Origin of the sequence: Streptomyces niger (assembly GCF_000718305.1) — a bacterium.
GTDB classification, from domain to species: Bacteria; Actinomycetota; Actinomycetes; order Streptomycetales; family Streptomycetaceae; genus Streptomyces; species Streptomyces niger.
This window is the reverse complement of the sequence record NZ_JOFQ01000016.1, coordinates 1-21,781: the sequence shown is the minus strand read 5'-3', so window position 1 is coordinate 21,781 and position 21,781 is coordinate 1. Positions and strand designations below refer to the sequence as shown.

Annotated in this window: 19 protein-coding genes and 1 pseudogene; 12 read left to right on the top strand and 8 right to left on the bottom strand. The window is 73.2% G+C overall.

The window, feature by feature from the left end; all coding sequences use genetic code 11:
* Positions 1-7: 7 nt before the first annotated feature.
* The 3 genes from IF20_RS27060 to IF20_RS27050 are packed head-to-tail and all read right to left on the bottom strand — an operon-like array spanning position 8 to position 3,288.
* Positions 8-709, bottom strand: a complete 702-nt coding sequence (locus tag IF20_RS27060; RefSeq protein WP_324605596.1) for a MadR family response regulator transcription factor — start codon at positions 707-709, stop codon at positions 8-10.
* Entirely contained in the window at positions 699-2,078 is a 1,380-nt protein-coding gene (locus IF20_RS27055; protein WP_052867970.1) for a MadS family sensor histidine kinase, read from the bottom strand. Before IF20_RS27055 ends, IF20_RS27060 begins: the two co-directional genes overlap by 11 nt.
* 10 nt (positions 2,079-2,088) lie before the next feature.
* Positions 2,089-3,288 (bottom strand): iron-containing alcohol dehydrogenase, encoded by a 1,200-nt coding sequence (locus tag IF20_RS27050; RefSeq protein WP_052867969.1) that lies wholly within the window; start codon positions 3,286-3,288, stop codon positions 2,089-2,091.
* Positions 3,289-3,519: 231 nt separating this feature from the next.
* On the opposite strand from IF20_RS27050, the gene IF20_RS27045 reads away from it, so the two are divergent.
* From IF20_RS27045 to IF20_RS27035, 3 genes are all read left to right on the top strand, one after another.
* Complete coding sequence (locus IF20_RS27045; protein WP_052867968.1) at positions 3,520-4,782, top strand: GAF domain-containing protein; 1,263 nt, start codon at positions 3,520-3,522, stop codon at positions 4,780-4,782.
* 161 nt (positions 4,783-4,943) lie between these two features.
* Positions 4,944-6,461 carry an aldehyde dehydrogenase gene (gene adh / locus IF20_RS27040; RefSeq protein ID WP_052867967.1) on the top strand — a complete coding sequence of 506 codons (1,518 nt, stop codon included), beginning with the start codon at positions 4,944-4,946 and terminating at the stop codon, positions 6,459-6,461.
* The gene (locus tag IF20_RS27035; RefSeq protein ID WP_052867966.1) at positions 6,461-6,865 is read left to right on the top strand and encodes a DUF779 domain-containing protein; all 405 of its coding nucleotides are present in this window, start codon (positions 6,461-6,463) and stop codon (positions 6,863-6,865) included. Before adh ends, IF20_RS27035 begins: the two co-directional genes overlap by 1 nt.
* A 91-nt stretch (positions 6,866-6,956) precedes the next feature.
* Here IF20_RS27035 and IF20_RS27030 read toward each other — a convergent pair whose 3' ends face one another.
* Complete coding sequence (locus IF20_RS27030) at positions 6,957-7,409, bottom strand: Lrp/AsnC family transcriptional regulator (RefSeq protein WP_052867965.1); 453 nt, start codon at positions 7,407-7,409, stop codon at positions 6,957-6,959.
* 122 nt (positions 7,410-7,531) lie between these two features.
* On the opposite strand from IF20_RS27030, the gene IF20_RS27025 reads away from it, so the two are divergent.
* Positions 7,532-8,167: a LysE family translocator gene (locus IF20_RS27025; RefSeq protein WP_052867964.1), complete on the top strand. Its 636-nt coding sequence runs from the start codon at positions 7,532-7,534 to the stop codon at positions 8,165-8,167.
* Positions 8,168-8,210: 43 nt separating this feature from the next.
* On the opposite strand, the gene IF20_RS27020 is transcribed toward IF20_RS27025, so the two are convergent.
* Positions 8,211-8,642, bottom strand: a complete 432-nt coding sequence (locus tag IF20_RS27020; RefSeq protein WP_052867963.1) for a protein-tyrosine phosphatase family protein — start codon at positions 8,640-8,642, stop codon at positions 8,211-8,213.
* 247 nt (positions 8,643-8,889) lie between these two features.
* Here IF20_RS27020 and IF20_RS27015 point away from each other — a divergent pair, with 247 nt between their 5' ends.
* The 5 genes from IF20_RS27015 (at position 8,890) to IF20_RS26995 (ending at position 16,296) form a co-directional block, all read left to right on the top strand.
* The gene (locus IF20_RS27015) at positions 8,890-9,723 is read left to right on the top strand and encodes a M55 family metallopeptidase (protein WP_052868036.1); all 834 of its coding nucleotides are present in this window, start codon (positions 8,890-8,892) and stop codon (positions 9,721-9,723) included.
* Between the two features lie 4 nt (positions 9,724-9,727).
* A complete protein-coding gene (locus tag IF20_RS27010) occupies positions 9,728-11,128 on the top strand; it encodes a M20/M25/M40 family metallo-hydrolase (protein ID WP_110944601.1) in 1,401 nt (466 codons plus the stop codon).
* A gap of 141 nt (positions 11,129-11,269) precedes the next feature.
* Positions 11,270-13,270, top strand: coding sequence for a S9 family peptidase (locus IF20_RS27005; RefSeq protein ID WP_052867962.1), 2,001 nt, complete (start codon positions 11,270-11,272; stop codon positions 13,268-13,270).
* Positions 13,271-13,330: 60 nt separating this feature from the next.
* The gene (locus IF20_RS27000) at positions 13,331-14,269 is read left to right on the top strand and encodes a S66 peptidase family protein (RefSeq protein WP_052867961.1); all 939 of its coding nucleotides are present in this window, start codon (positions 13,331-13,333) and stop codon (positions 14,267-14,269) included.
* 200 nt (positions 14,270-14,469) lie between these two features.
* Entirely contained in the window at positions 14,470-16,296 is a 1,827-nt protein-coding gene (locus IF20_RS26995; protein WP_234426837.1) for a CocE/NonD family hydrolase, read from the top strand.
* A 9-nt stretch (positions 16,297-16,305) separates the two neighbouring features.
* On the opposite strand, the gene IF20_RS26990 is transcribed toward IF20_RS26995, so the two are convergent.
* Both IF20_RS26990 and IF20_RS26985 read right to left on the bottom strand, forming a co-directional pair.
* Entirely contained in the window at positions 16,306-16,512 is a 207-nt protein-coding gene (locus IF20_RS26990) for a ferredoxin (RefSeq protein ID WP_052867959.1), read from the bottom strand.
* Positions 16,513-16,631: 119 nt separating this feature from the next.
* A complete protein-coding gene (locus tag IF20_RS26985; protein WP_052867958.1) occupies positions 16,632-17,900 on the bottom strand; it encodes a cytochrome P450 in 1,269 nt (422 codons plus the stop codon).
* Between the two features lie 302 nt (positions 17,901-18,202).
* Here IF20_RS26985 and IF20_RS26980 point away from each other — a divergent pair, with 302 nt between their 5' ends.
* Both IF20_RS26980 and IF20_RS26975 read left to right on the top strand, forming a co-directional pair.
* Positions 18,203-19,606: a CoA transferase gene (locus tag IF20_RS26980; protein WP_052867957.1), complete on the top strand. Its 1,404-nt coding sequence runs from the start codon at positions 18,203-18,205 to the stop codon at positions 19,604-19,606.
* Positions 19,607-19,663: 57 nt separating this feature from the next.
* Positions 19,664-20,248: a GNAT family N-acetyltransferase gene (locus tag IF20_RS26975; RefSeq protein ID WP_052867956.1), complete on the top strand. Its 585-nt coding sequence runs from the start codon at positions 19,664-19,666 to the stop codon at positions 20,246-20,248.
* 24 nt (positions 20,249-20,272) lie between these two features.
* On the opposite strand, the gene IF20_RS26970 is transcribed toward IF20_RS26975, so the two are convergent.
* The gene (locus IF20_RS26970; protein ID WP_052867955.1) at positions 20,273-20,608 is read right to left on the bottom strand and encodes a DUF6204 family protein; all 336 of its coding nucleotides are present in this window, start codon (positions 20,606-20,608) and stop codon (positions 20,273-20,275) included.
* Between the two features lie 208 nt (positions 20,609-20,816).
* Between IF20_RS26970 and IF20_RS26965 the strand changes: the two are divergent.
* Positions 20,817-21,686, top strand: a pseudogene (locus IF20_RS26965) (DUF5107 domain-containing protein); the annotation flags it as partial.
* Between the last annotated feature and the right edge of the window lie 95 nt (positions 21,687-21,781).

Below are 21,781 nucleotides of genomic sequence, written 5' to 3'. Positions count from 1 at the left end.
CCGGCGGTCAGATCACGCCCATCTTGCTCGCCTCGTACACCGCCTCGGCCCGGCTCGCCGCGTCCAGCTTCCGCATGATGTTGCGGACGTGGAACTTCACCGTGGTCTCGGAGATGTAGAGCCGGGTGCCGATGTCGCGGTTGCTCAGGCCGCGGGCGAGCAGCTCCAGGACCCGCAGCTCCCGCTCGGTGAAGACCGGCCGGTCGGCGGGCGGCCGCAGGGAGCGCACCATCGCGGCCGCCGAACGGGAGTCGAAGGCGCTCTCGTTGCGGGCCACGGCCCGGATGGAGCGCAGCAGTTCGGTGGTGTCCACGTCCTTGACGACGTAACCGCGCGCGCCGTGCTGGATCGCGCCCACCACCAGCGCGTCGTCGAGGAAGGTCGTCAGGACGAGGACCGCCAGGCCGGGGTGGTCCCCGGTGAGCCGCGCGCACAGCTCCAGGCCCTCCGCGTCGGCGCCGGTGGACAGCTTCAGGTCCAGCAGCACGATGTCGGGCCGGGTGCGCTCGGTGACGGCGGTGGCCTCCGCCGCCGTACTGGCCTCGCCGACGATCTCCAGGTCCGGTTCCCGCTCCAGGATGGACCGCAGCCCCTGCCGCACGATGGCGTGGTCGTCGACGAGGACGACCCGCACCCGGGCGGTGGGCGCGGCGGTCTGCGTGGTGCCGGACGTGCGCTGTTCGGTGGTCATCTGGGTCTCACTCGTCATCGGCGATCTCCGGATCGGTAGGGACCGGCAGCGGGATCTGCACCCGCAGCTGGATGCCGCCCAGCCGCGCCCGCCGGATCGACAGGGTGCCGCCCAGCTCCTCGGCCCTGGCCAGCATGTTGGCCAGCCCGCGGTGGCGGCCCGAGAGGTCGGCGGCCCGGCACAGCCGCAGCGCTCGCCGCAGCTGCGCCGGCTCGCCCGTACCGTCGTCCGACACGCTCAGGACGACCGTGTCCGGGCGGTACCCCAGGCGCACCACGGCTTGGCGGGCGCCGCCGTGCGCGCCCGCGTTGAACAGCGCCTCGCCCGTCAGCCGCAGCAGCGACTGCTCGGCGCGCGGCGGCAGCGGTACGGGACTGCCCGCCACTCGTACGCGGACCTCCAGGTCCGACCGGAGGTGCACCGTGGACAGCCGTTCCAGCATCACCGGGAGCGGGCCGGGCGGTTCGTCGGCGGTGTGGTGCAGCGCGTAGATGGCGGCCCGCAGCCGCTCCACGGCCTGCCGGTTGAGGTCCTTGGCGGCCGCGAGCCGGTCGGCGATCTCCGCCACCGGGTCGCCCAGGGCCGCCAGTTCGGCCCGGCACACCTCCATGGTCATGCCCGCGCTGAGCACGTACTGCGTGACACTGTCGTGCAGTTCGCGGGCGATCCGGTGCCGTTCGTCGTCCAGCGCCTGCCGCTGCATCGCCTCGACCAGCCGCGCCTGCGTCTCGGCCAGCTCGGCGCTGCGTGCCGCGAGGTCCTTGGCCTGCCGGGCCGCCGCCTCGGAGAGCTGCTCCGTACGGCCGCGCAGCCGGGTCGCGGAGTGGAAGAGGTAGGAGTTGTGCAGCGCGACGGCCGCCTGGTTCGCCAGGACGCGCAGGATCGCCAGGTCCGTGTCGGCGACTTCGAGGCCGGTACCGGGCTGCGCCGCGATCCCGCCCACCGGCTCGTCGTCCAGCGTCATGGGCGCCCGTACCCAGCCGTCGCCGCCGTCCGCCGACTCCGCCTCCCACGGCCGGGTCCGCAACACCGCCAGGTGCGCGCGTACATCTGCGGGGAGCATCGTCTCGTCGTCGATCAGCACGTCGTCGGCGAGCAGCAGGAAGCGCGGGCGGGCCGCACGGAGCGCGCCGTCCGCCACGGCCAGCAGCAGCCGGCGCGCCCGCAGGTGCTCGGCGGCGGCCCGCACCACCGCCTCGACCAGTGCCCGCGGCCCCTCGGCCGTGCGGACCAGGGCGCGCGAGATGCCGTCCAGCGCCTCCACGGCCCGCTCCAGGCGCTCGTTGGAGCGCACGTACGCGGGGTAGAAGGACCGCTTGCCCGAGCGGAGCCCGGTGAGCGCGCCCAGGTCCGTCCCGCTGCCCGGCGCCCGACCGTAGACATTCATGCGGCCCGCCTCACAGTGCGGCCCGGAAGAGCGCTTCGATGTCCTGCGCCCCGGCGTCCCGCGGGTTGGTGGCCAGACAGGCGTCCTTGAGCGTGGTCCGGGCCAGCCGGGGCAGGTCGGCCTCGGCGACGCCGAGGCTGGCCAGGCCCTTCGGCACGCCCACGTCGTCCGCGAGCGTTCTGACCCGCTCGGCCAGCGCCAGCGCCGCCTCCTCCGGCGGGACGCCGTCGGTGGCCAGCCCGGCGGCCGAGGCGAGCGCGACGAAACGGTCCGGCCGGGCCGCCGCGTTGAAGCGGATCACGTGCGGCAGCAGCACGCCGTTGACCACGCCGTGCGGCGCGTCCAGCAACCCGCCGACCTGGTGGCTCATGGCGTGCGTCGCGCCGAGGATCGCATTGGTGAAGGCCATGCCGGCCTCCAGTGAGCCCTGTGCCATCGCCAGCCGCGGGCTGACCTCCTTGGGCCGGGTCTGGGTACCCCGCAGATGGCCGGTGATCAGCTGTACGGCGTGCAGCGCGAGGGTGTCGGTGAGCGGGTTGTGGGCCCGGGAGACGAAGGACTCGATGGCGTGCGTGAGGGCGTCCAGGCCGGTCGCGGCGTTCAGCCAGTCCGGCATGGTGGTCAGCAGCCGCGGGTCGATCAGCGAGATCTCCGGGACCAGCGTCCGGCTGATGATCGTGATCTTGACCTGCTCGGCGGTGTCGGTGATCACCGCGAACTGCGAGACGTCCGCGCCCGTACCGGACGTGGACGGCACCATCACGGTCGGCGGGATCGGCAGCCCCACCAGGTCCACGCCCTCGAAATCCAGGATCCGGCCACCATTGCTGGCCAGGATCGCCACGCCCTTCGCCGCGTCGATGCACGACCCGCCGCCCAGCGCGACGATCACGTCGCTGCCGCTCTCCGCGTACCGCTGGAAACCGGCCTCCACCTCGTGGTCCTTGGGGTTCGGCGTCAGCTCGTGCCACACCACGGGCCGCAGTCCGACCTGCCGCAGATGGCCGACCGCCTCGTCCACCCAGCCGGCCTCGATCAGGCCCGGGTCCGTGACGAGGAACGGGCGTCGACCGCCGACGCGCAGCGCGCAGTGGCCCAGCTCGGCCAGCGAGCCCGTACCGAACACCACTTCGGGCGCATGGAATTTGGCCAGTTGCACGGGGGACGCCTCCGTACCGCCGGCCGTCACGGCGCCGTCCGACAGCGGCATGCACCCTCCTGGGCTGGGGGTCTGTGCTCCGTGCGCGGAGCGCAGTATTTTTGCGTTCACCGATCAATAACACCCCTGTCACATGCGCACAACGCTACGGGCGGCGGGGGTGGGGGCAGTACCGTCCTCCGGGACGGGGACGTCCTGTCCGTCCGGACAGGTGCGCCCCGGCGGTTTCCGGGAGACGATTATTGGTTGACCCTGCTGGAGACGACAAGGTTCGGGACGCTCATGTCATCAGTGCGGAGTGACCTCCGGCAGCGCAGAGCCGCGCTGGAGAGCGAGTGGGCCCGCTGGGTACCGGAGCTGCGCGAGGCCCGGCGGGTACTGGAAGGCGAGGCCCCGCTGCGCCGGGAGGTGGCCGACTCCTGGGTCCGCTCGCTGCACACCGTCGACCCGGGCGCCGCCAGCGCCCCGGTGACGGACGGCGGCGAGGTGCGCCCGCGGTGGGCCGACTCGCCACTGCGGCGCCCGGTCATCGACCTCGCCGACGAGCTGAACAGCATCGCCGACGACGCCGGGTTCGTCGCCGGCGTCACCGACGAGTCCGGCACCCTCCTGTGGACCTGCGGCGGCCGCGTCATGCGGCGCCGCGCCGAGCGGGTCAACTTCGCGCCCGGCGGTCGCTGGGACGAGCAGGCCATGGGCACCAACGCGCTCTCCCTCGCGCTGCGCACCGGCCGCCCCAGCGCCGTCTTCTCCGCCGAGCACCTGGTCGCCGCGTTGCACGGCTGGGCCTGCTACTGCGCCCCGATCCACGCCCCCGACGGCCGCATCCTCGGCGTACTGGACCTCTCCACCACCTGGGACCGCTCGCACCCGCTCGCCATGTCCACCGTCCGCACCCTGGTCTCCACCATCGAGACCCGGCTCCGCGCCGACCTCGGCGACCACCGGGGAAGCGGCACGGCCGCCGTCCCGGGCCCACCGGCCGGTGTCCGGCTGACCTGCCTGGGGGCCGAGGAGGCGGAGCGCGGTGGCGTCCGGCTGCGGCTGCGCCCCCGCCAATTGGAGATCCTCACGCTGCTCGCGCTGGAGCCGGCGGGTTTCACCTCCGAGCGGCTGCGGGACGCGCTGTACGGCGAACGCCCGGTGACCGCGTCCACCTTCAAGGCCGAGGTCTCCCACCTGCGGCGCGCCCTCGGCGGTGGGGTCGCGACCCGCCGGTACGCGCTGACCACGCCCGTCGAGTGCGATGCCGTGGAGGTGCTGCGGGCGCTGGCGGCGGGTGACACGGACGGGGCGCTCGCCCGGTACAGAGGGCCGCTGCTGCCGCAGTCCGAGGCGCCGGGCATCGAGGCCTGGCGGGAGCACCTGGAGGTCGCGGTCCGCGAGGCCGCCCTCGCCAGTCCCGTCCCGGACCACGCCCTCGTATACGGCGAGCGCGTCCCGCACGACGCCGAGATCCACGAACACGCGCTGCGCGTCCTGCCGGCCGGCGACCCCCGCCGCGCCCTCGCGGCCGGCCGGCTGAGCACCGCACTGCGCGACTGACGGCCCCAGCGGATGCCGGCCCGGCGGACCGCGGAGAGGCCCCCGCCGGACCGCGGAACGGTCCCCGCCGGCCACGGAAAGGTTACGCCAACCTTTCGCCAACCTCACGGGGTGAGGGTGTGCCGCACCCCGTAGAAACCCGCACTTCTGAGGAGCGCACCATGGTGTACGCGCAGCCCGGCAGCGAAGGCAGCGTCGTCAGCTTCAAGCAGCGCTACGACAATTTCATCGGCGGCGATTGGGTCGCCCCCGTGAAGGGGCAGTACTTCGACAACCCCTCGCCGATCGACGGCCGGACGTTCACCCAGGTCGCGCGGTCCACCGCGGCCGACGTCGAGCTCGCGCTGGACGCCGCGCACGCGGCCGCGCCGAAGTGGAGCCGCACCTCCACCACCGAACGCGCCAACCTCCTCAACAAGATCGCCGACCGCATCGAGGAGAACCTCGAAAGGCTCGCGGTCGCCGAGACGTGGGAGAACGGCAAGCCGGTCCGCGAGACGCTGGCCGCCGACCTGCCGCTGGCCGTGGACCACTTCCGCTACTTCGCGGGCGCCGTACGCGGCCAGGAGGGCTCGATCTCCGAGATCGACGCCGACACCGTCGCGTACCACTTCCACGAGCCGCTGGGCGTGGTCGGCCAGATCATCCCGTGGAACTTCCCGCTGCTCATGGCCATCTGGAAGCTGGCCCCGGCGCTGGCCGCCGGCAACTGCGTGGTCCTCAAGCCCGCCGAGCAGACCCCCGCCAGCATCCTGGTCCTCGTCGAGCTGATCGCCGACCTGCTGCCGGCGGGCGTGGTCAACGTCGTGAACGGCTTCGGCGTGGAGGCCGGCAAGCCGCTCGCGTCCAGCCCGCGGATCGCCAAGGTGGCGTTCACCGGCGAGACCACCACGGGCCGCCTGATCATGCAGTACGCCAGCGAGAACATCATCCCGGTCACGCTGGAGCTGGGCGGCAAGAGCCCGAACATCTTCCTGCCGGACGTCATGGCCGCCGACGACGACTTCCTGGACAAGGCCGTCGAGGGGTTCGTGATGTTCGCGCTCAACCAGGGCGAGGTCTGCACCTGCCCGTCCCGCGCGCTGATCCCCTCCTCGATCTACGACGACTTCATGGCCCGCTGCGTGGAGCGCACGAAGGCCATCGTCAGCGGCAACCCGCTGGACCCCGCGACCATGATCGGCGCGCAGGCCAGCAACGACCAGTTCGAGAAGATCCTCTCCTACATCGACATCGGCAAGAAGGAGGGCGCCGAGCTGGTCACCGGCGGTGCCGCCCGGACCGTCGACGGCTTCGAGGGCGGCTACTACATCGAGCCGACGATCTTCCGCGGCACCAACGACATGCGGATCTTCCAGGAGGAGATCTTCGGCCCGGTCGTCTCGGTGACCACGTACGACTCGGTCGACGAGGCCCTGAAGATCGCTAACGACACGCTCTACGGCCTCGGCGCCGGCGTGTGGACCCGGGACGGCAACACCGCCTACCGTCTCGGCCGCGAGATCAAGGCCGGGCGCGTGTGGACCAACTGCTACCACGCCTACCCCGCGCACGCGGCCTTCGGCGGCTACAAGAACTCCGGCATCGGCCGCGAGAACCACAAGATGATGCTCGACCACTACCAGCAGACCAAGAACCTGCTGGTCAGCTACTCGGCTAAGAAGCTCGGGTTCTTCTGATGGACGCCCCCACCCGACGCGTCGAACTGACGCCGGCCGCCGAGGAGCTGGTGGCTCGGCTGACGGAGACGCATGGCCCGGTGATGTTTCACCAGTCCGGTGGTTGTTGCGACGGCAGCGCCCCGATGTGCTATCCGCGGGGCGAGTTCCGGGTCGGGGGTGCCGACGTGCTCCTCGGCCACGTCGCCGGGGACGCGCCGTTCTGGATGAGTGCCGACCAGTTCACCTACTGGCAGCACACGCACCTCACGGTCGACGTGGTGCCGGGCCGGGGCAGCGGCTTCTCGTTGGAGGCTCCCGAGGGGGTCCGCTTCCTGATCCGGTCCCGGCTGCTCACCGACGAGGAACTGGCCCGGATCGAGGCCGAGCCGCCGCTCCCCACGGGCGCCGACACGGCCGGCTGAATCCCGTGCCTCCCGACCGGCCCGGGAACGTCCCGTACGGCCCGGAGCCGGGCGGCCGCACGGCCTCCGAACCCCGGGCCGTGCGGCCGTCTCACGCCGGGAGCGGGCGCTCGTACACCACGTGTTTCATCACGAGGGTGGAGCTGAGCCGCTGCACCCCCGGCAGCGTGGCCAGCTTCTCGTCGTAGAGCCGCTGGAAGGCCGGCAGGTCGGCGCTCACGATGCGCAGCAGGTAGTCCGGGTCGCCGAAGAGACGCTGCGCCTGCAGCACCTGAGGGATGCCCGCGACGGCCTCCTCGAAGGAGGAGACGGTGCTGCGGTCCTCCTGGCGCATGGTGACGAAGACCAGCGCCTCGAACTTCAACCCGACCACCTCGGCGTCCACGACCGCGCGGTAGCCGCGGATCGCGCCGCTGCGCTCCAGCTCACGCAGCCGGCGGTGGCACGGCGAGAGGCTGAGCCCGACCCGCGCCGCCAGCTCCGTGACCGTGAGGCGGCCGTCCTCCTGGAGCTCCGCAAGAATCGTCCGGTCCAAGTCGTCCATGGGGAAAATCCTTCCACAGGCATCCCGCGGGACGACAATATCGGGAAACACTTTTCGCGTTTCCGTGACTAATCTCCCTCTCTGCCGCCGTCCGCACAGAGAGAACCAGCGAGAACCACGTCATGGCCGCCAGCTCCATAGCCGCCTTCTGGGCAGTGTCCGTCCTCCTCGTCCTCGTGCCGGGCGCGGACTGGGCGTACGCCATCACCGCCGGCCTCCGCGACCGGTCCGTCCTGCCGGCGGTCGGCGGCCTGATGCTCGGCTACGTGGGGCTCACCCTCGTGGTCGTCGCCGGCGTGGCCGCCCTGGTAGCGAGCAATCCGGCGGTGCTCACCGCCCTGACGGTGCTCGGCGCCCTGTACCTCGTCCGGCTCGGGGTCCTGACCCTGCTCCGGCCCGCGGCGCCCGCTTCGGCCGAGCCGTCCGAGGTGCCGGCGGGCGCCGGCGCCGGGGCGCGGCTCCTCAAGGGGGCCGGCATCAGTGGCCTCAACCCCAAGGCGCTGCTGCTCTACCTCGCCCTGCTGCCGCAGTTCGCCGCCGCCCACGCCGGCGGCAGCAGCTGGCCGCTCGCGGCCCAGATCGCCGTGCTGGGCCTGGTCCACATGGCCAACTGCGGCGCGGTCTACACGGGAGTCGGCGTGCTCGCCCGTACCGTCCTGCGCGCCCGGCCCGTCGTCGCCCGCGCGGTCACCCGCGTCTCGGGCGCCGCCATGATCCTCATCGGCGCCCTGCTGCTCTGGGAGCGCCTCGTCCCCTGACCGGCCGGGAGCGGCGCCGTACGTACGGGGGCGCCGGGTGCCCTCAGCCCGCGAAGCGGCGGACGTACCGCTTCTGCCAGGGCGTCTCGACGGCGTGCCGGTCGTAGTGGCGCCGTACGAACTCCACCGCCCGGTCGGCCGGGACGCCGTCCAGTACGGCAAGGCAGGCCAGGGCCGTACCCGTCCGGCCGCGGCCCCCACCGCAGGCGACCTCGACCCGTTCGGTGCCGGCCCGCTCCCACGCCTCGGTGAGCACGGCCGAGGTCCGGGCGCGGTCGCCGGGCAGCCGGAAATCGGGCCAGCGCAGCCACCGGGACTCCCAGGGCAGCTCCGGCGGCGGCTTGCCGAGCAGATAGACGCCGTACGTGGGATCCGGCCCGGCGGGCCGCGGTCGCCGCAGCCCCCGCCCGCGCACCAGCAGCCCGGAAGGCAGTTGCAGCACGCCCTCGTCAGTGGGCTTCCAGGTCTCGGTCACGCCCGCACGATACCGGCCAAGCCACCTGCGGTGACGGCCTTTTGCGCGACTCCCTCGCAGGTCACGCGCGGAGCGGGCCGCCTCGGCGACGGCCCGCGGTGGAGCGCCGGTGGTCTGGACCTCAGGAGTTTTCCACAGGCATGGCCCGGTCCGGTGGGGTCGCGTAACGTGACGGAGTGTGAAGATCCCCGCGCCGCGCGGGGGTCGTCCGCGTCACGGGCCTGACCTGCGATAGGACTGGTGCATGGTGAAGATCCTCATCTCCGCCGACATGGAGGGCGCCACGGGCGTGACCTGGCCCGCTGACGTGCTGCCGGGGACGAGTCAGTGGGAGCGCTGCCGTCACCTGTTCACCTCCGACGTCAATGCCGCGATCGCCGGGTTCTTCGACGGCGGTGCCGACGACGTCCTGGTGAACGAGGCGCACTGGACGATGCGCAATCTGCTGCTGGAGAAGCTGGACGAACGGGCGCAGATGCTGACCGGCCGGCACAAGTCGCTGAGCATGGTCGAAGGCGTGCAGCACGGCGATGTGGACGGCCTGGCGTTCGTCGGCTATCACACCGGTGCCGGGACGGAAGGCGTGCTCGCACACACCTACCTCGCCAATTCGATCACCGGCGTGTGGGTCGACGGCGTCCCGGCGAGCGAGGGGTATCTGAACTCCCTCGTGGTCGCCGAGTACGGCGTCCCGGTGGTGCTGGTGACCGGGGACGACCGGACGTGCGCCGACGCGCAGGGATATGCCCCGCAGGCGCGGGGCATCGCAGTGAAGGACTACGTGTCGCGGTATGCGGCGGTGTGCCGCCCGCCGGCGCGTACCGCGGCCGACATCAGGGCCGGCGCCCGCGAGGCGGCGGCGCTGGCGCGGCGGCACGCGCCCGCGCGGCGCGGCCCGTTCACCGTGGAAGTCGAGTTCGACGCCGAGCACCTCGTGGGAGCCGCCACGGTCGTGCCGGGCGTGGAGCGCAGCGGCACCCGCCGCGTCAGTTACGAGAGCCCGACCATGTACGAAGGTATCCGCTGCTTCAAAGCGGTCACCACCCTCGTCTCGTCCGCCGTGGAGGAGCAGTATGGCTGAGCAGATGACCGATGTGGAGGAGCTGGTCGACGGCGACAGATCCGTGCCGGGCGCCCGTCCGGACAGTGCCGTGGACGCCCGGGCGCTGGAGGAGGTGGTCCGCTTCACCTCCGAGCTGATCCGGATCGACACCACCAACCGGGGCAACGGGGACTGCCTGGAGCGGCCGGCCGCCGAGTACGTCGCGGAGCGGCTGGCGGACGCCGGGATCGAGCCCACGCTGCTGGAGCGCAGCCCCGGGCGGACGAACGTCGTGGCCCGTATCGAGGGCACCGACCGGGGCGCCGACGCGCTGCTGGTCCACGGCCACCTGGACGTGGTGCCGGCCGCGCCGCACGACTGGAGCGTGCACCCCTTCTCCGGCGAGGTCGTGGACGGCGTGGTCTGGGGCCGCGGCGCGATCGACATGAAGAACATGGACGCGATGATGCTGGCCACGGTGCGGGCCTGGGCGCGCGCCGGGGCCCGCCCCCGCCGGGACGTCGTGCTCGCCTTCACCGCGGACGAGGAGGCCAGCGCCGAGGACGGCTCCGGCTTCCTCGCCGACGAGCACCCCGGCCTCTTCGAAGGCTGCACGGAGGGCATCAGCGAGTCCGGCGCCTTCACCTTCCACGCGGGCGACGGGCTCCAGCTGTACCCGATCGCGGCGGGGGAGCGGGGCACGGCCTGGCTGAAGCTGACCGCGAAGGGCAAGGCCGGCCACGGCTCCAAGGTGAACCACAGCAATGCCGTGAGCCGGCTCGCCGCCGCCGTCGCCCGCATCGGGGCGCACGAATGGCCGGTGCGGCTCACCCCCACCGTCCGGGCGGCGCTCCAGGAGCTGGCCGCGCTGCACGGCGTCGAGGCCCGGCTGGACGCCGCCGAACAGCGGGATCTCGCGCGGGACGTCGACGCGCTGCTGGCCGCGCTCGGCCCGGCCGCCGATCTGGTCGCGCCGACGGTGCGCAACAGCGCCAACCCGACGATGCTGGACGCCGGTTACAAGGTCAATGTGATCCCCGGCAGTGCCACGGCCTTCGTGGACGGGCGGGTGCTGCCCGGCGGCGAGGAGGAGTTCCGCACCACCCTGGACCGGCTCACGGGCCCGGAGGTGGAGTGGGAGGTCCACCACGGCGAGGTGGCGCTGCAGGCGCCCGTGGACGGGAAGACGTACGCCGCGATGCGGGACTCCATCGAGCGCTTCGACCCGCAGGCCAGGGTCGTGCCGTACTGCATGTCGGGCGGCACGGACGCCAAGCAGTTCTCCCGGCTGGGCATCAGGGGGTACGGCTTCTCGCCGCTGAAGCTTCCCGAGGGCTTCGACTACCAGGCGCTCTTCCACGGCGTCGACGAGCGGGTGCCGGTGGAGGCGCTGCACTTCGGGGTGCGGGTGCTGGACGACTTCCTGGTGCACAGCACGGGGTGAGGAGGCGAGGACGCGCGGGAGCAGCCCCACGCAGCGGCGGAGCCGACCGGCACCACCGGCGAGGACCGCACCGCCGGAGGCGAACGGGCCGCCGGCGACGACCGGACCGACGGAGACGAACGGACTGAGAGGAACACCGCCATGGTGACCACGGCGCCCTACGGGACCTGGCCGTCCCCCATCGACGGCCGGCTGGTGGCCGCCCACGACGGCCGTCCGGAGTACCTCGGCGTGGTGGGCGACGAGGTGTGGTGGACCGCGCCGCGGCCCGAGGAGGGCGGCCGCCGCGCGCTGATCCGCCGCGGCCCCGAGGGTACCGAGGAGTCGGTGCTGCCGCCGCCGTGGAACGTCCGCAGTCGGGTCATCGAGTACGGCGGCCAGCCCTGGGCCGGTGCGCAGGACGCCCGGGGCGCCACCCTCCTGGTCTTCGTGCACTTCGCCGACCAGCGGTTGTACGCGTACGCGCCGGACGAGGGCGGCGAGCCCCGGCCGCTCACCCCGCTCTCCGCCGTCGGTGGCGGGCTGCGCTGGGCGGATCCGGTGGTGCTGCCGGAGCGCGGCGAAGTCTGGTGCGTACTGGAGGAGTTCACCGGCGAGGGCCCGTCGGACGTGCGCCGGGTCATCGCCGCCGTGCCGCTGGACGGTTCGGCGGCGCGGGACCGCTCGGCCGTGCGTGAGCTGAGCGACGACCGGCACCGCTTCGTCACCGGCCCGCGGCTCTCCCCGGACGGCCGGCGTGCCGCGTGGCTCGCCTGGGACCACCCGCGGATGCCCTGGGACGGCACGGTCGTGCTGCACGCGGACGTCACCGAGGACGGCGGCTTCACCGGCATCCGGCCGCTGGCCGGGGGCGTCGACGAGTCCGTCGCTCAGATCGAGTGGGCCGCGGACGGCTCGCTGCTGTTCGTGTCCGACGCCGACGGCTGGTGGGAGCTGCGCCGCGTCCACCCGGACGCGGCGGGCGACGGCAGCGCGCCGAGCACCCGGCTGTGCCCGGCCCGCCGGGAGGAGTTCGGCGGGCCGCTGTGGAAGGTCGGGCTGCGCTGGTTCCTGCCGCTGGAGGACGGCACGATCGCCACGTTGCACGGCCACGGCACGAACTGCCTGGGCATCCTCGACCCGGTCGGCGGCGAGCTGGTCGACGCGGCCGGGCCCTGGACGGAGTGGGCGCCCTCGCTCGCCGTGCACGGCAGCCGGGTGATCGGCATCGCCGCGAGCCCGCGCAGCGCGTACGAGATCGTCGAGCTGGACACGGTGACGGGCCGGGCGCGGGTGATAGCGGCGCCCCATACCGACGCGCTGGATCCGGCGTACTACCCCGAACCGCAGGAGCGCACGTTCACCGGCCCCGACGGGCGCGACATCCACGCGCACATCTACCCGCCGCACAGCCCCACGCACGCCGCGCCGGACGGTGCGCCGGCCCCCTTCGTGGTGTGGGCGCACGGCGGCCCGACCGGCCACGCCCCGCTCGTCCTCGACCTGGAGATCGCCTACTTCACCTCGCGCGGCTTCGGCGTCGCGGAGGTCAACTACGGCGGCTCGACGGGGTACGGCCGGGAGTACCGCGAGCGGCTGCGCGAGCAGTGGGGCGTGGTGGACGTGGCGGACTGCGCGGCGGTCGCCGAGGCGCTGGCCGAGGAGGGCACCGCCGACCGCTCCCGGCTCGCCATCCGCGGGGGCAGCGCCGGCGGCTGGACCACCGCGGCCTCGCTGGCCGGCACGGACCTCTACGCCTGCGGCACGATCAGCTACCCCGTTCTGGACCTGGCCTCCTGGGCGGACGGGGAGACCCACGACTTCGAGTCGCGGTACCTGCACTCGCTGGTCGGGCCGCCGGACGAGGTCCCCGACCGGTACCGCGACCGCTCGCCGGCGCACCGGGTGGACCGGATCTCCGTACCGTTCCTGCTGCTCCAGGGGCTGGACGACGTGATCTGCCCGCCCGCGCAGGCCGAGCGGTTCCTCGCCGAGGCCACCCGCTGCGGGATCCCGCACGCCTACCTGACGTTCGAGGGGGAGGGGCACGGCTTCCGCCGCGAGGACACCCTCGTCCGCGCCGTCGAGGCGGAGCTCTCCCTGTACGCGCAGGCCTTCGGCATCGAGCGTGCGGACGTGCCCGCGCTGGAGTTGGGCAAATGAGGGCCGGGCCGCCGGTAGGGGAGAGGCAGTGGTGAGGGTGCACATACGGAAGGCGCCGCGGTGACCGTGCGGGCGGGGGCCAGGCCGCCGCGACTGCGCCCCGGGGACCGGGTGGCGGTGGTCGCGCCCAGCGGCCCGGTCGCCCCCGAACGGCTGGACGCGGGCCTGGACATCCTGCGCGGCTGGGACCTCGAACCGGTGCCGGCGCCGCATGTCCGCACCGGGCACCCGGAGTTGGCGTACCTCGCGGCGCCGGACGAGTGCCGGGCCCGGGACCTCCAGGACGCCTGGTGCGACCCCGAGGTGGCCGCGGTGTTCGCCGCCCGCGGCGGGTACGGCGCCCAGCGGATGGTGGACCTGCTGGACTGGGCGGCGGTCCGGGCGGCGCGGCCCAAGCCGCTGGTCGGGTTCAGCGATGTGACGGTGGTGCACGAGGCGTTCGCGCTGCGCGCCGGCGTCGCGACGCTGCACGGGCCCGCGGTGGCCGGCGAGGTCTTCCTCAAGGACGAGCCGACCCGGGACCAGCTGCGGCGCACGCTCTTCACTCCCGAGGACCCGGCCGTGACGACCCTGGCGCCCGGCACGGCGCGCACGCTCGTACCCGGGCGGGCGCACGGCGTCACCTTCGGCGGCTGCCTGGCGTTGCTGGCGAGCGAGGCGGGCACGCCGGACGCCCGGCGCGACGCGGCGGGCGGCCTCCTGCTGCTGGAGGACGTGGGCGAGCAGCCGTACGCCGTCGACCGGGCGCTGACCCAGTTGCTCCGCTCCGGCACGCTGGCCGGGGTCGCCGGGGTCGTACTCGGGTCCTGGGCGCGGTGCGGTCCGTACGACCGGATCCGGGCGGTGCTGGCGGACCGGCTGGGCGGCCTCGGGGTGCCGGTGGTGGAGGAGTTCGGCTTCGGCCACGGCGACTCGGCGCTCACGGTGCCGCTGGGCGTCCCGGCCACACTGGACGCGGACGCGGGCACCTTGACGTTCGACGTTCCTCCACTGTTCTGACGGGCCCGGTGCCACCGGGCGGCGGTGCGTCGCACGGCGGTGCGACCCCTACGGTGCGCATGTCAACAACGGTGTGAGCAGCGGTAACTGACGCTCGGGTAAGAACTCTCGTCAACTCCGTTGACATGTCCAAAACGCATGTCGGACCATGAGCGCGCCGTACTGACTGGTAGGTATGGCGTGTCTCTGTGGAGGTCAGCGTGTACCGAGCAGTGCCCCGCCCCCTTCTCCGCACGTCACTCGCCCTGTTGGCCGCCGGCTCCCTGGCCGCCCCGCTCGCCCTCGCGTCCGCCGCGTCAGCGGCCGCCGCACCGTACGACGTCACCGCCGTGCAGCTGACCGTGGACGCCGGTGACCGCGACTGCACCGTGGACGCCGACCTCTACCGTCCCGCCGGCGTCGACGCGGCACACCCCGCGCCCGCGATCCTCACCACCAACGGCTTCGGCGGCGACAAGGCGGACGGTTCGACCGCCGCCACGGCCCAGGCGTTCGCCGCGCGCGGTTATGTCGCGCTGTCCTATTCGGGCCTCGGCTTCGGCAAGTCGGGCTGTCCGATCTCGCTGGACGACCCCTCGCTCGACGGCAGAGCCGCGAGCCGGCTCATCGACTTCCTCGCCGGCACGCGCACCGCCGACGACGGCACCCGCGTCGACTACGTCACCAAAGAAGGCAAGGGCGGGACGGCGGCCGCCGATCCGCGCGTCGGCATGATCGGCGGCTCGTACGGCGGCGCGATCCAGATGGCCACCGCCGCCGTCGACCACCGTGTGGACGCGCTCGTACCGCTGATCACCTGGAACGACCTGGCGTACGCGCTGGACCCCAACAACGCCGAGCAGCCCGCGGGCAGCGTCAACAACGACGTCCCGGGCGTCTACAAGAAGGAGTGGACGAACGGCTTCTTCCTGATCGGCGAGGCGCAGGGGCTGCTCCACCCCGGCCTGGACCCGTCCCGGCTGGGCGGCGCCGGCTGCCTGCACTTCGTCGCGAAGGCCTGCGAGACCAAGCGGTGGCTGGACTCGGGCCGGTACCCGGCCGACAGCACGAAGCCGATCCTCGACTACGCGCGCAGCGTCAGCCCGGTCTCGTACCTGAAGGACGTGAAGGCCCCGACCCTGCTCGTACAGGGCCAGGCGGACAGCCTGTTCAACCTCAACGAGGCGGCGGCCACCTACCGGACGCTGAAGGCACAGGGCACCGAGACCAAGATGATCTGGCAGTCCTGGGGCCACAGCGGCGGCATGACGGATCCGGCCTCGGGCGAGCTGAACCTGTCCGAGGGGAACCTGGAGACGAGCTACGTCGGGCAGCGCATCCTCGCCTGGTTCGACCGCTACCTCCGGCACGAGAAGGGCACCGACACCGGGCCCGCCTTCGCCTACTACCGCGACTGGATGCCGGTCGGGCAGACGTACGGCACGTCCGCCACGTTCCCCGCGAGCGGCGACTCCTGGAAGCTTTACCTCTCCGGTGACGGCAAGCTCGTCGACGACCGCGCGGAGGTGGCGCGCGGCAGCCGCGAGTACCGCAACGGGCTGCTGCCCACCAGCCATTCGGAGTCCCAGCTCGCGGGCCTCCTGGGGCTGCCGGACCCCGCGCCGTACGACATCAAGGGCACGTACCTGGACTGGACCTCCGAGCCGGTCGAGGGCCGGCCGGTCGACGTGGTCGGCGCGCCGAAGGCCACCCTGAAGGTGGTCTCGCCGCGTACGGAGCGGGTGCAGCACTCCGGTGACGCCGCCGACAAGCTGGTCCTCTTCGCGAAGCTGTACGACATCGCGCCGGACGGCTCCAAGACGCTGGTGCACCGGCTGGTGGCGCCCGCTCGGGTCCCGGACGTGACCCGTCCGTTCACCGTCGAGCTGCCCGCCCTCGTACATCGCTACCAGCCCGGCCACCGCCTGCGGTTCGTCCTCGCGGCGAGCGACACGGCGTACTACGGCAACAAGGGCGTCAAGCCGGTCACCGTCGTCAGCGCACCCGAGGACACGGGCACGCTCGAACTCCCGCTGGCGGGCCGGTAGCCGGTCGGGTCAGTCCTCGGCGACCGTGATCGCCTGCACCGGGCAGGCGCGGGCGGCCTCGCGCGCGAGGGGGTCTTCGGACGCCCTCTCGTCGGGCGGCAGCAGTGCGCTGAAACCGTCGTCGTCCTGCGTGAACGTCTTCGGCGCGGTCAGGGCGCACTGCCCCGAGCCGATGCAGCGGTCCGTGTCGATGCTGATGTGCTGGGTGGTCGGCATGGTCGGTCCCTGAATCCGTGGGTGGCTTGCGGGGAAGGGGCCGGCCCGGCGCGGTGGTGGTGCTGCCGTGTCGGGGACGGGGCCGGCTCCGGTGGTGCTGAGCGGTGTGCTGTCAACTGCTACCAGGCGACGGGGAGTTCCACCATGCCCTGGATGGTGTCGCCGGGCTTGAACGGGATCTCCTCGGCCGGCGCCGCGAGGCGGAGGCCGGGGAACCGGACGAAGAGCGAGTGCAGCGCGATCTCCAGCTCGGCGCGGGCGAGGTTCTGCCCGAGGCACTGGTGGATGCCGAAGCCGAAGGCGATGTGGTGCCGCGCGGAGCGGTCCCAGTCCAGCTCGTCCGGCGCCGCGTACGCCGTGGCGTCACGGTTGACCAGCGAGGTGGACAGCACCACGCCCTCACCCTTGCGGATGGTCACGCCGCCGACCTCGATGTCCTCGGCCGCCACCCGGAGCATGCCGTCCGCGATGGAGAGGTAGCGCAGCAGCTCCTCGACGGCGGCGGGCATCAGCGCGGCGTCCGCGCGCAGCGCCGCGAGCTTCTCGGGGTGCTGGAGCAGCGTGAAGGTGCCCAGCGAGATCATGTTGGCGGTCGTCTCGTGCCCGGCCACCAGCAGGATCATCGCCATGCTGACCAACATCTCGCGCGACAGGTCGCCGGTGCGCAGCCGGTCGGCGATCAGCTCGTCCAGCAGCCCGTCGCCCGGCTCGGCCTCCTTCCGGGTGATCAGCTCGCCGAAGTACTCCTCCAGGTCGTCCAGCGCCTTGCGGGAGTCGGCAGCGGTCGGGCCGCGCAGCAGCCGGCGCGAGGCGTCCTCGAAGAACTCGTGGTCGGTGTACGGGACGCCCAGCAGCTCGCAGATGACCATGGACGGCACCGGCAGCGCGAACGCCGACACCAGCTCGGCCGGGTGACCGCCGGCCTCCATGTCGTCCAGCAGCCGGTCGACGATCTGCTGGATGCGCGGGCGCATCGCCGCGATCCGCTTCAGGCCGAAGCTGGGGATGAGCATCCGCCGCTGTACGTTGTGCTCGGGGTCGTCGACCCCGAGGAGCGTGGTGCGGCTCTTGCGGTCCTCGGTCCGCAGGCCCTCGAACCGGGGGCTGGGGGCCGGGAAATCGGGGTTCATGCGGTCGGACGAGAGCCGCTGGTCGGTGAGCAGGGCGCGTGCCTCGGCGTGCCCTGTCACCATCCACACCTCCCGTCCGTCGTAGAGGTGGACGCGGCTGAGGGGCTGCCCCTGGTCACGCAGGGGTGCGTAGGCGGTGGGCGGGTGGTAGGGACAGGTGCGGTCCTGCGGAAACGCGACGGTCTCCGGAACCGCTTCCGATATGACTTCCGACACGGCGTACCTCCGGTGCGGTGACTCGGTTGTGCCACTTCTCATTTCATGTCAGGTCAGGAGAAATCACTACGCCAAGTTCAGCCAAGTGGTCAGCTACTGCCAAGAGTTGCCGCTCCTTCTGGTAGGCGGTGACCGAACAGGACGTTCCGGTGCGAGATGGGGCGTTGCGGTGACCGCAAGGCGGCCGAGCCGAGTCCGCCGCGCGCCGAGGATGTCGCGTGAACCGGCCCTCGCGTGGCCGAGAAGTGCCGGGTGTGGCGAACGGTTCGCGCCGACCCGGTTCCGGTCACCGCGCCCCGGCAGGCGCTCTTCTCGCGAGTGGCACTCAGTGCCACACTGGCGCCATGAGTGACGACACGCAGTACCGGGACGACGCGGCGGCCCTGGCCTGGGCCGCGCTCGGCGGCGAGGCCGGCCTGACCGGACGGGTGCGCCACAGCGGTGCGCGGGGGCTGCTGCCCGCGCGGCTCCCGGTCATGGACCTGGCCCGGGCGACCGTCACGGTCTGCGCGCTGGCCGGCGCGGAGCTCGCGGCGGCCCGTACCGGCGGCGCCCTGCCGGCCGTCGAGGTCGACGACGGGGCCGTGGCCACCGCCTTCCTCAGCGAACGGCACCTGCGCATCGACGGCCGGGCGCCCACGGCCTTCGCGCCGCTCTCCGGCTTCTGGCGCACCGCCGACGGCTGGCTGCGCACCCACGCCAACTACCCCCACCACCGCGCCCGGCTGCTCGCAGCGCTCGGCCTGCCGGAGTCCGCCGGGCCCGTCGCGCTCGCCGCCGAACTGGCGGACCGGCGGGCGGGGGAGACCGAAGAGGCGGTGTACGCGGCGGGCGGCCTCGCCGTCGCCGTCCGGGACGCGAAGGAATGGGCCGGTCACCCGCAGGGTGCCGCCGTGGCCCGCCGGCCGCTGCTGCGCCTCGAACCGCTCGGCCCCGCCACGCCGCCCCGCCGCGCGCCCGGCCCGACCGGCGATCCACTGCTGCCGGCGGCCGGGCTGCGCGTGCTGGACCTGTCGCGGGTGCTCGCCGGGCCGGTCGCCACCCGTACGCTCGCGCTGCTCGGCGCCGATGTGCTGCGGATCGACGCGCCCGGCCTGCCGGAGAGCCGGGACACGCACGCCGACACCGGTTTCGGGAAGCGCTCGGCCGTACTGGACCTCGATGCGCGGGCCGGGCGCGCGACGTTCGAGGAGCTGCTGTCGTCCGCCGACGTGGTCGTCACCGGGTACCGGCCGGGCGCCCTGGACCGCTTCGGACTGGCGCCGGAAGCGCTCGCCGAGCGCCGCCCCGGCATCGTTGTCGCGCGCTTGTCCGCCTGGGGCGACCACGGCCCCTGGGGCGCCCGCCGCGGTTTCGACAGCCTCGTCCAGGCCGCCACCGGCATCGCCGTGACCGAGGCGGCGGCCGACGGCACCCCCGGAGCGCTGCCCGCGCAGGCACTGGACCACGGCACCGGCTATCTGCTGGCCGCCGCCGTGCTGCGGGCGCTGACGGAGCGGTCCCGTACGGGCGGCGCGCGGCTGGCGACGCTGGCCCTCGCGCAGACCGCCGCGCTGCTCACCGATGTCCTGCCGCGGCGCGCCCCCGCCCCCGCCGACACGTACGACCCGGCCGCCCGGCTCGCGGAGACCGCGAGCCCCCTCGGCCGGCTGCGGCACGCGCTGCCGCCGGTCTCCTTCGCCGGCGGACCCGCCAACTGGTCCCGGCCGCCGGGGGAGTGGGGCGCCGACGCGCCTGCGTGGCGGTGAGGGCACGGACGTCCCGAGCGTCCGGAACTCCGTACGCCCGACCGATACCATCCGACGGTGACCGACGACCGACGCCCTTCGACCGCTGCCGTCCCGGATGCCGACCGTTACCTCGCCCGCGGCGCGCGCGTGGGCATCCGACCGTTCCGGCCCGAGGACCGGGCGGAGTTCACCGCGCGGGTCCGGGAGAGCGCGGAGCTGCACCGGCCCTGGCTCGCCCCGCCCGCCGACGAGGCGACGTACGACGCGTACTACGCGCGGCTGCAGGAGCCCGGGCGCGAAGGCTTCCTGATCTGCGAGCTCGACGGCGGCTCCATCGCGGGCTACCTCACCGTCAACAACATCGTGCACGGCGCCTTCCGCTGCGGCGCGGCCGGCTACGGAGCCTTCGCGCACGCGGCGGGCCGCGGCCTGATGAGCGAGGGCCTGCAACTGGTCCTGCGGTACGCCTTCGGGCCGCTCGGGCTGCACCGCATCGAGATCAACGTGCAGCCGGAGAACACCGCCTCCATCGCGCTCGCCCGCCGCAACGGCTTCCGCAAGGAGGGCTACTCGCCCGACTTCCTCTTCGTCGACGGCGCCTGGCGGGACCACGAGCGCTGGGCGATCACCGCCGAGATGCTCCCCCCGGAAGCCCCGTGAACCCCGCATCGCCGGTCCGCCCCCTCAGCGCCGTTTCCGGTTGACCTTCATCGTGTCCATGTCCGTGGCCGAGGAGCGCAGGCCACGGTGGCCGAGCCCGGCGGCGCGCAGCGCCTGCTCGGCCTTCTCCTCCGCGAGCGCGGCCGCCAGCTCCTCGCCGTCGGCCGCGTCCGAGACGATGACGTAGCGGTACGTGAACGAGGTGAGCGACCGGTCGTACGCGAGCGACCCCTCGGGGGTGAACCGCAGCTGCGCCAGGCCGTGGTCGTCGGCCTCGGCCAGCAGCCGGGCGCTGGCCTCCTCGGTCAGCCCGTCCCACGTGCCGCGCACGATCACGCGGTAGGTGTGCTCGGTGGCCATCCCGTCCGTCCTCGCCTTCGTCGTGGCGCAACGCCGCCTCGTACGGTGTACGAGGTCAGCATCCATCATCTTGCACGGCCCTGTCGCGCGCATTTCTTTTTGCGCAACCCTGACCGGAGGACGCCCTGTTCAGGGCGGGCACGAGAGGGTTCCATGGTCACCAGACGGCCGCCGTGACCGGGGCGGCCCGCTCCGACTGCGAGGCGCCGTGACCACGAGCGTGCGACGCACGACCCTCACCCTGCCCGCGGCGGCCGTCGGCCCGGACAACCCGCTGCCCGCGCTGGCCGGCCCCCGGGACGTGCACCGCAGCACCGTCCCCGAGGGCACGGACGTGCCCGCCGACATGGCCCGGCAACTGGCGTACCGACCACTGGAATCGCTGCTCCCCGTACGCCGCCGGGACGGATACTCCCGGCACCGCACCCCCACCGCTCTCGACGCGCTGGTCATCGAGAACGACCGGCTGCGCGCCACCGTCCTGCCCGGCCTCGGCGGCCGCGTCCACTCCCTGCACCACAAGCCCACGGGCCGCGAACTCCTCTACCGCAACCCGGTGTTCCAGCCCGCGGACTTCGCCCTCAACGGCGCGTGGTTCTCCGGCGGCATCGAGTGGAACATCGGCGCGACCGGACACACCACGCTCTCCTGCGCGCCCGTGCACGCCGCACGCGTGCCGGCGCCGGACGGCGGGGAGATGCTGCGCCTGTGGGAGTGGGAACGGCTGCGGGACCTCCCCTTCCAGGTCGACCTCTGGCTCCCCGACGGCTCCGACTTCCTGTACGTCGGCGTGCGCATCCTCAATCCCCACCACCACACCGCGCCCGTCTACTGGTGGTCCAACATCGCCGTCCCCGAGGGCGAGGGGACCCGCGTCCTCGCCCCGGCCGACGAGGCCTGGCTCCCCCAGTGCCTTAAGGGCCTGGGAGGTACCCCCATCGGGTACGAGCGCACCCTGCGCCGCGTCCCCGTGCCCGAGTCCGGCGGCACCGACCGCACGTACCCGCTGCGCAGCGAGTACCCCGCCGACTACTTCTACGAGATCGCACCCGAAGAGCGGCGCTGGATCGCCTCCCTAGGTCGTTTCTGATGGCTCTTGTCAGCAGGGTGGACCAGGCCGTGGTGAGGGCATGCGTCCGGCATGGTGCGACGACATGAACTGAGCGACGCGCA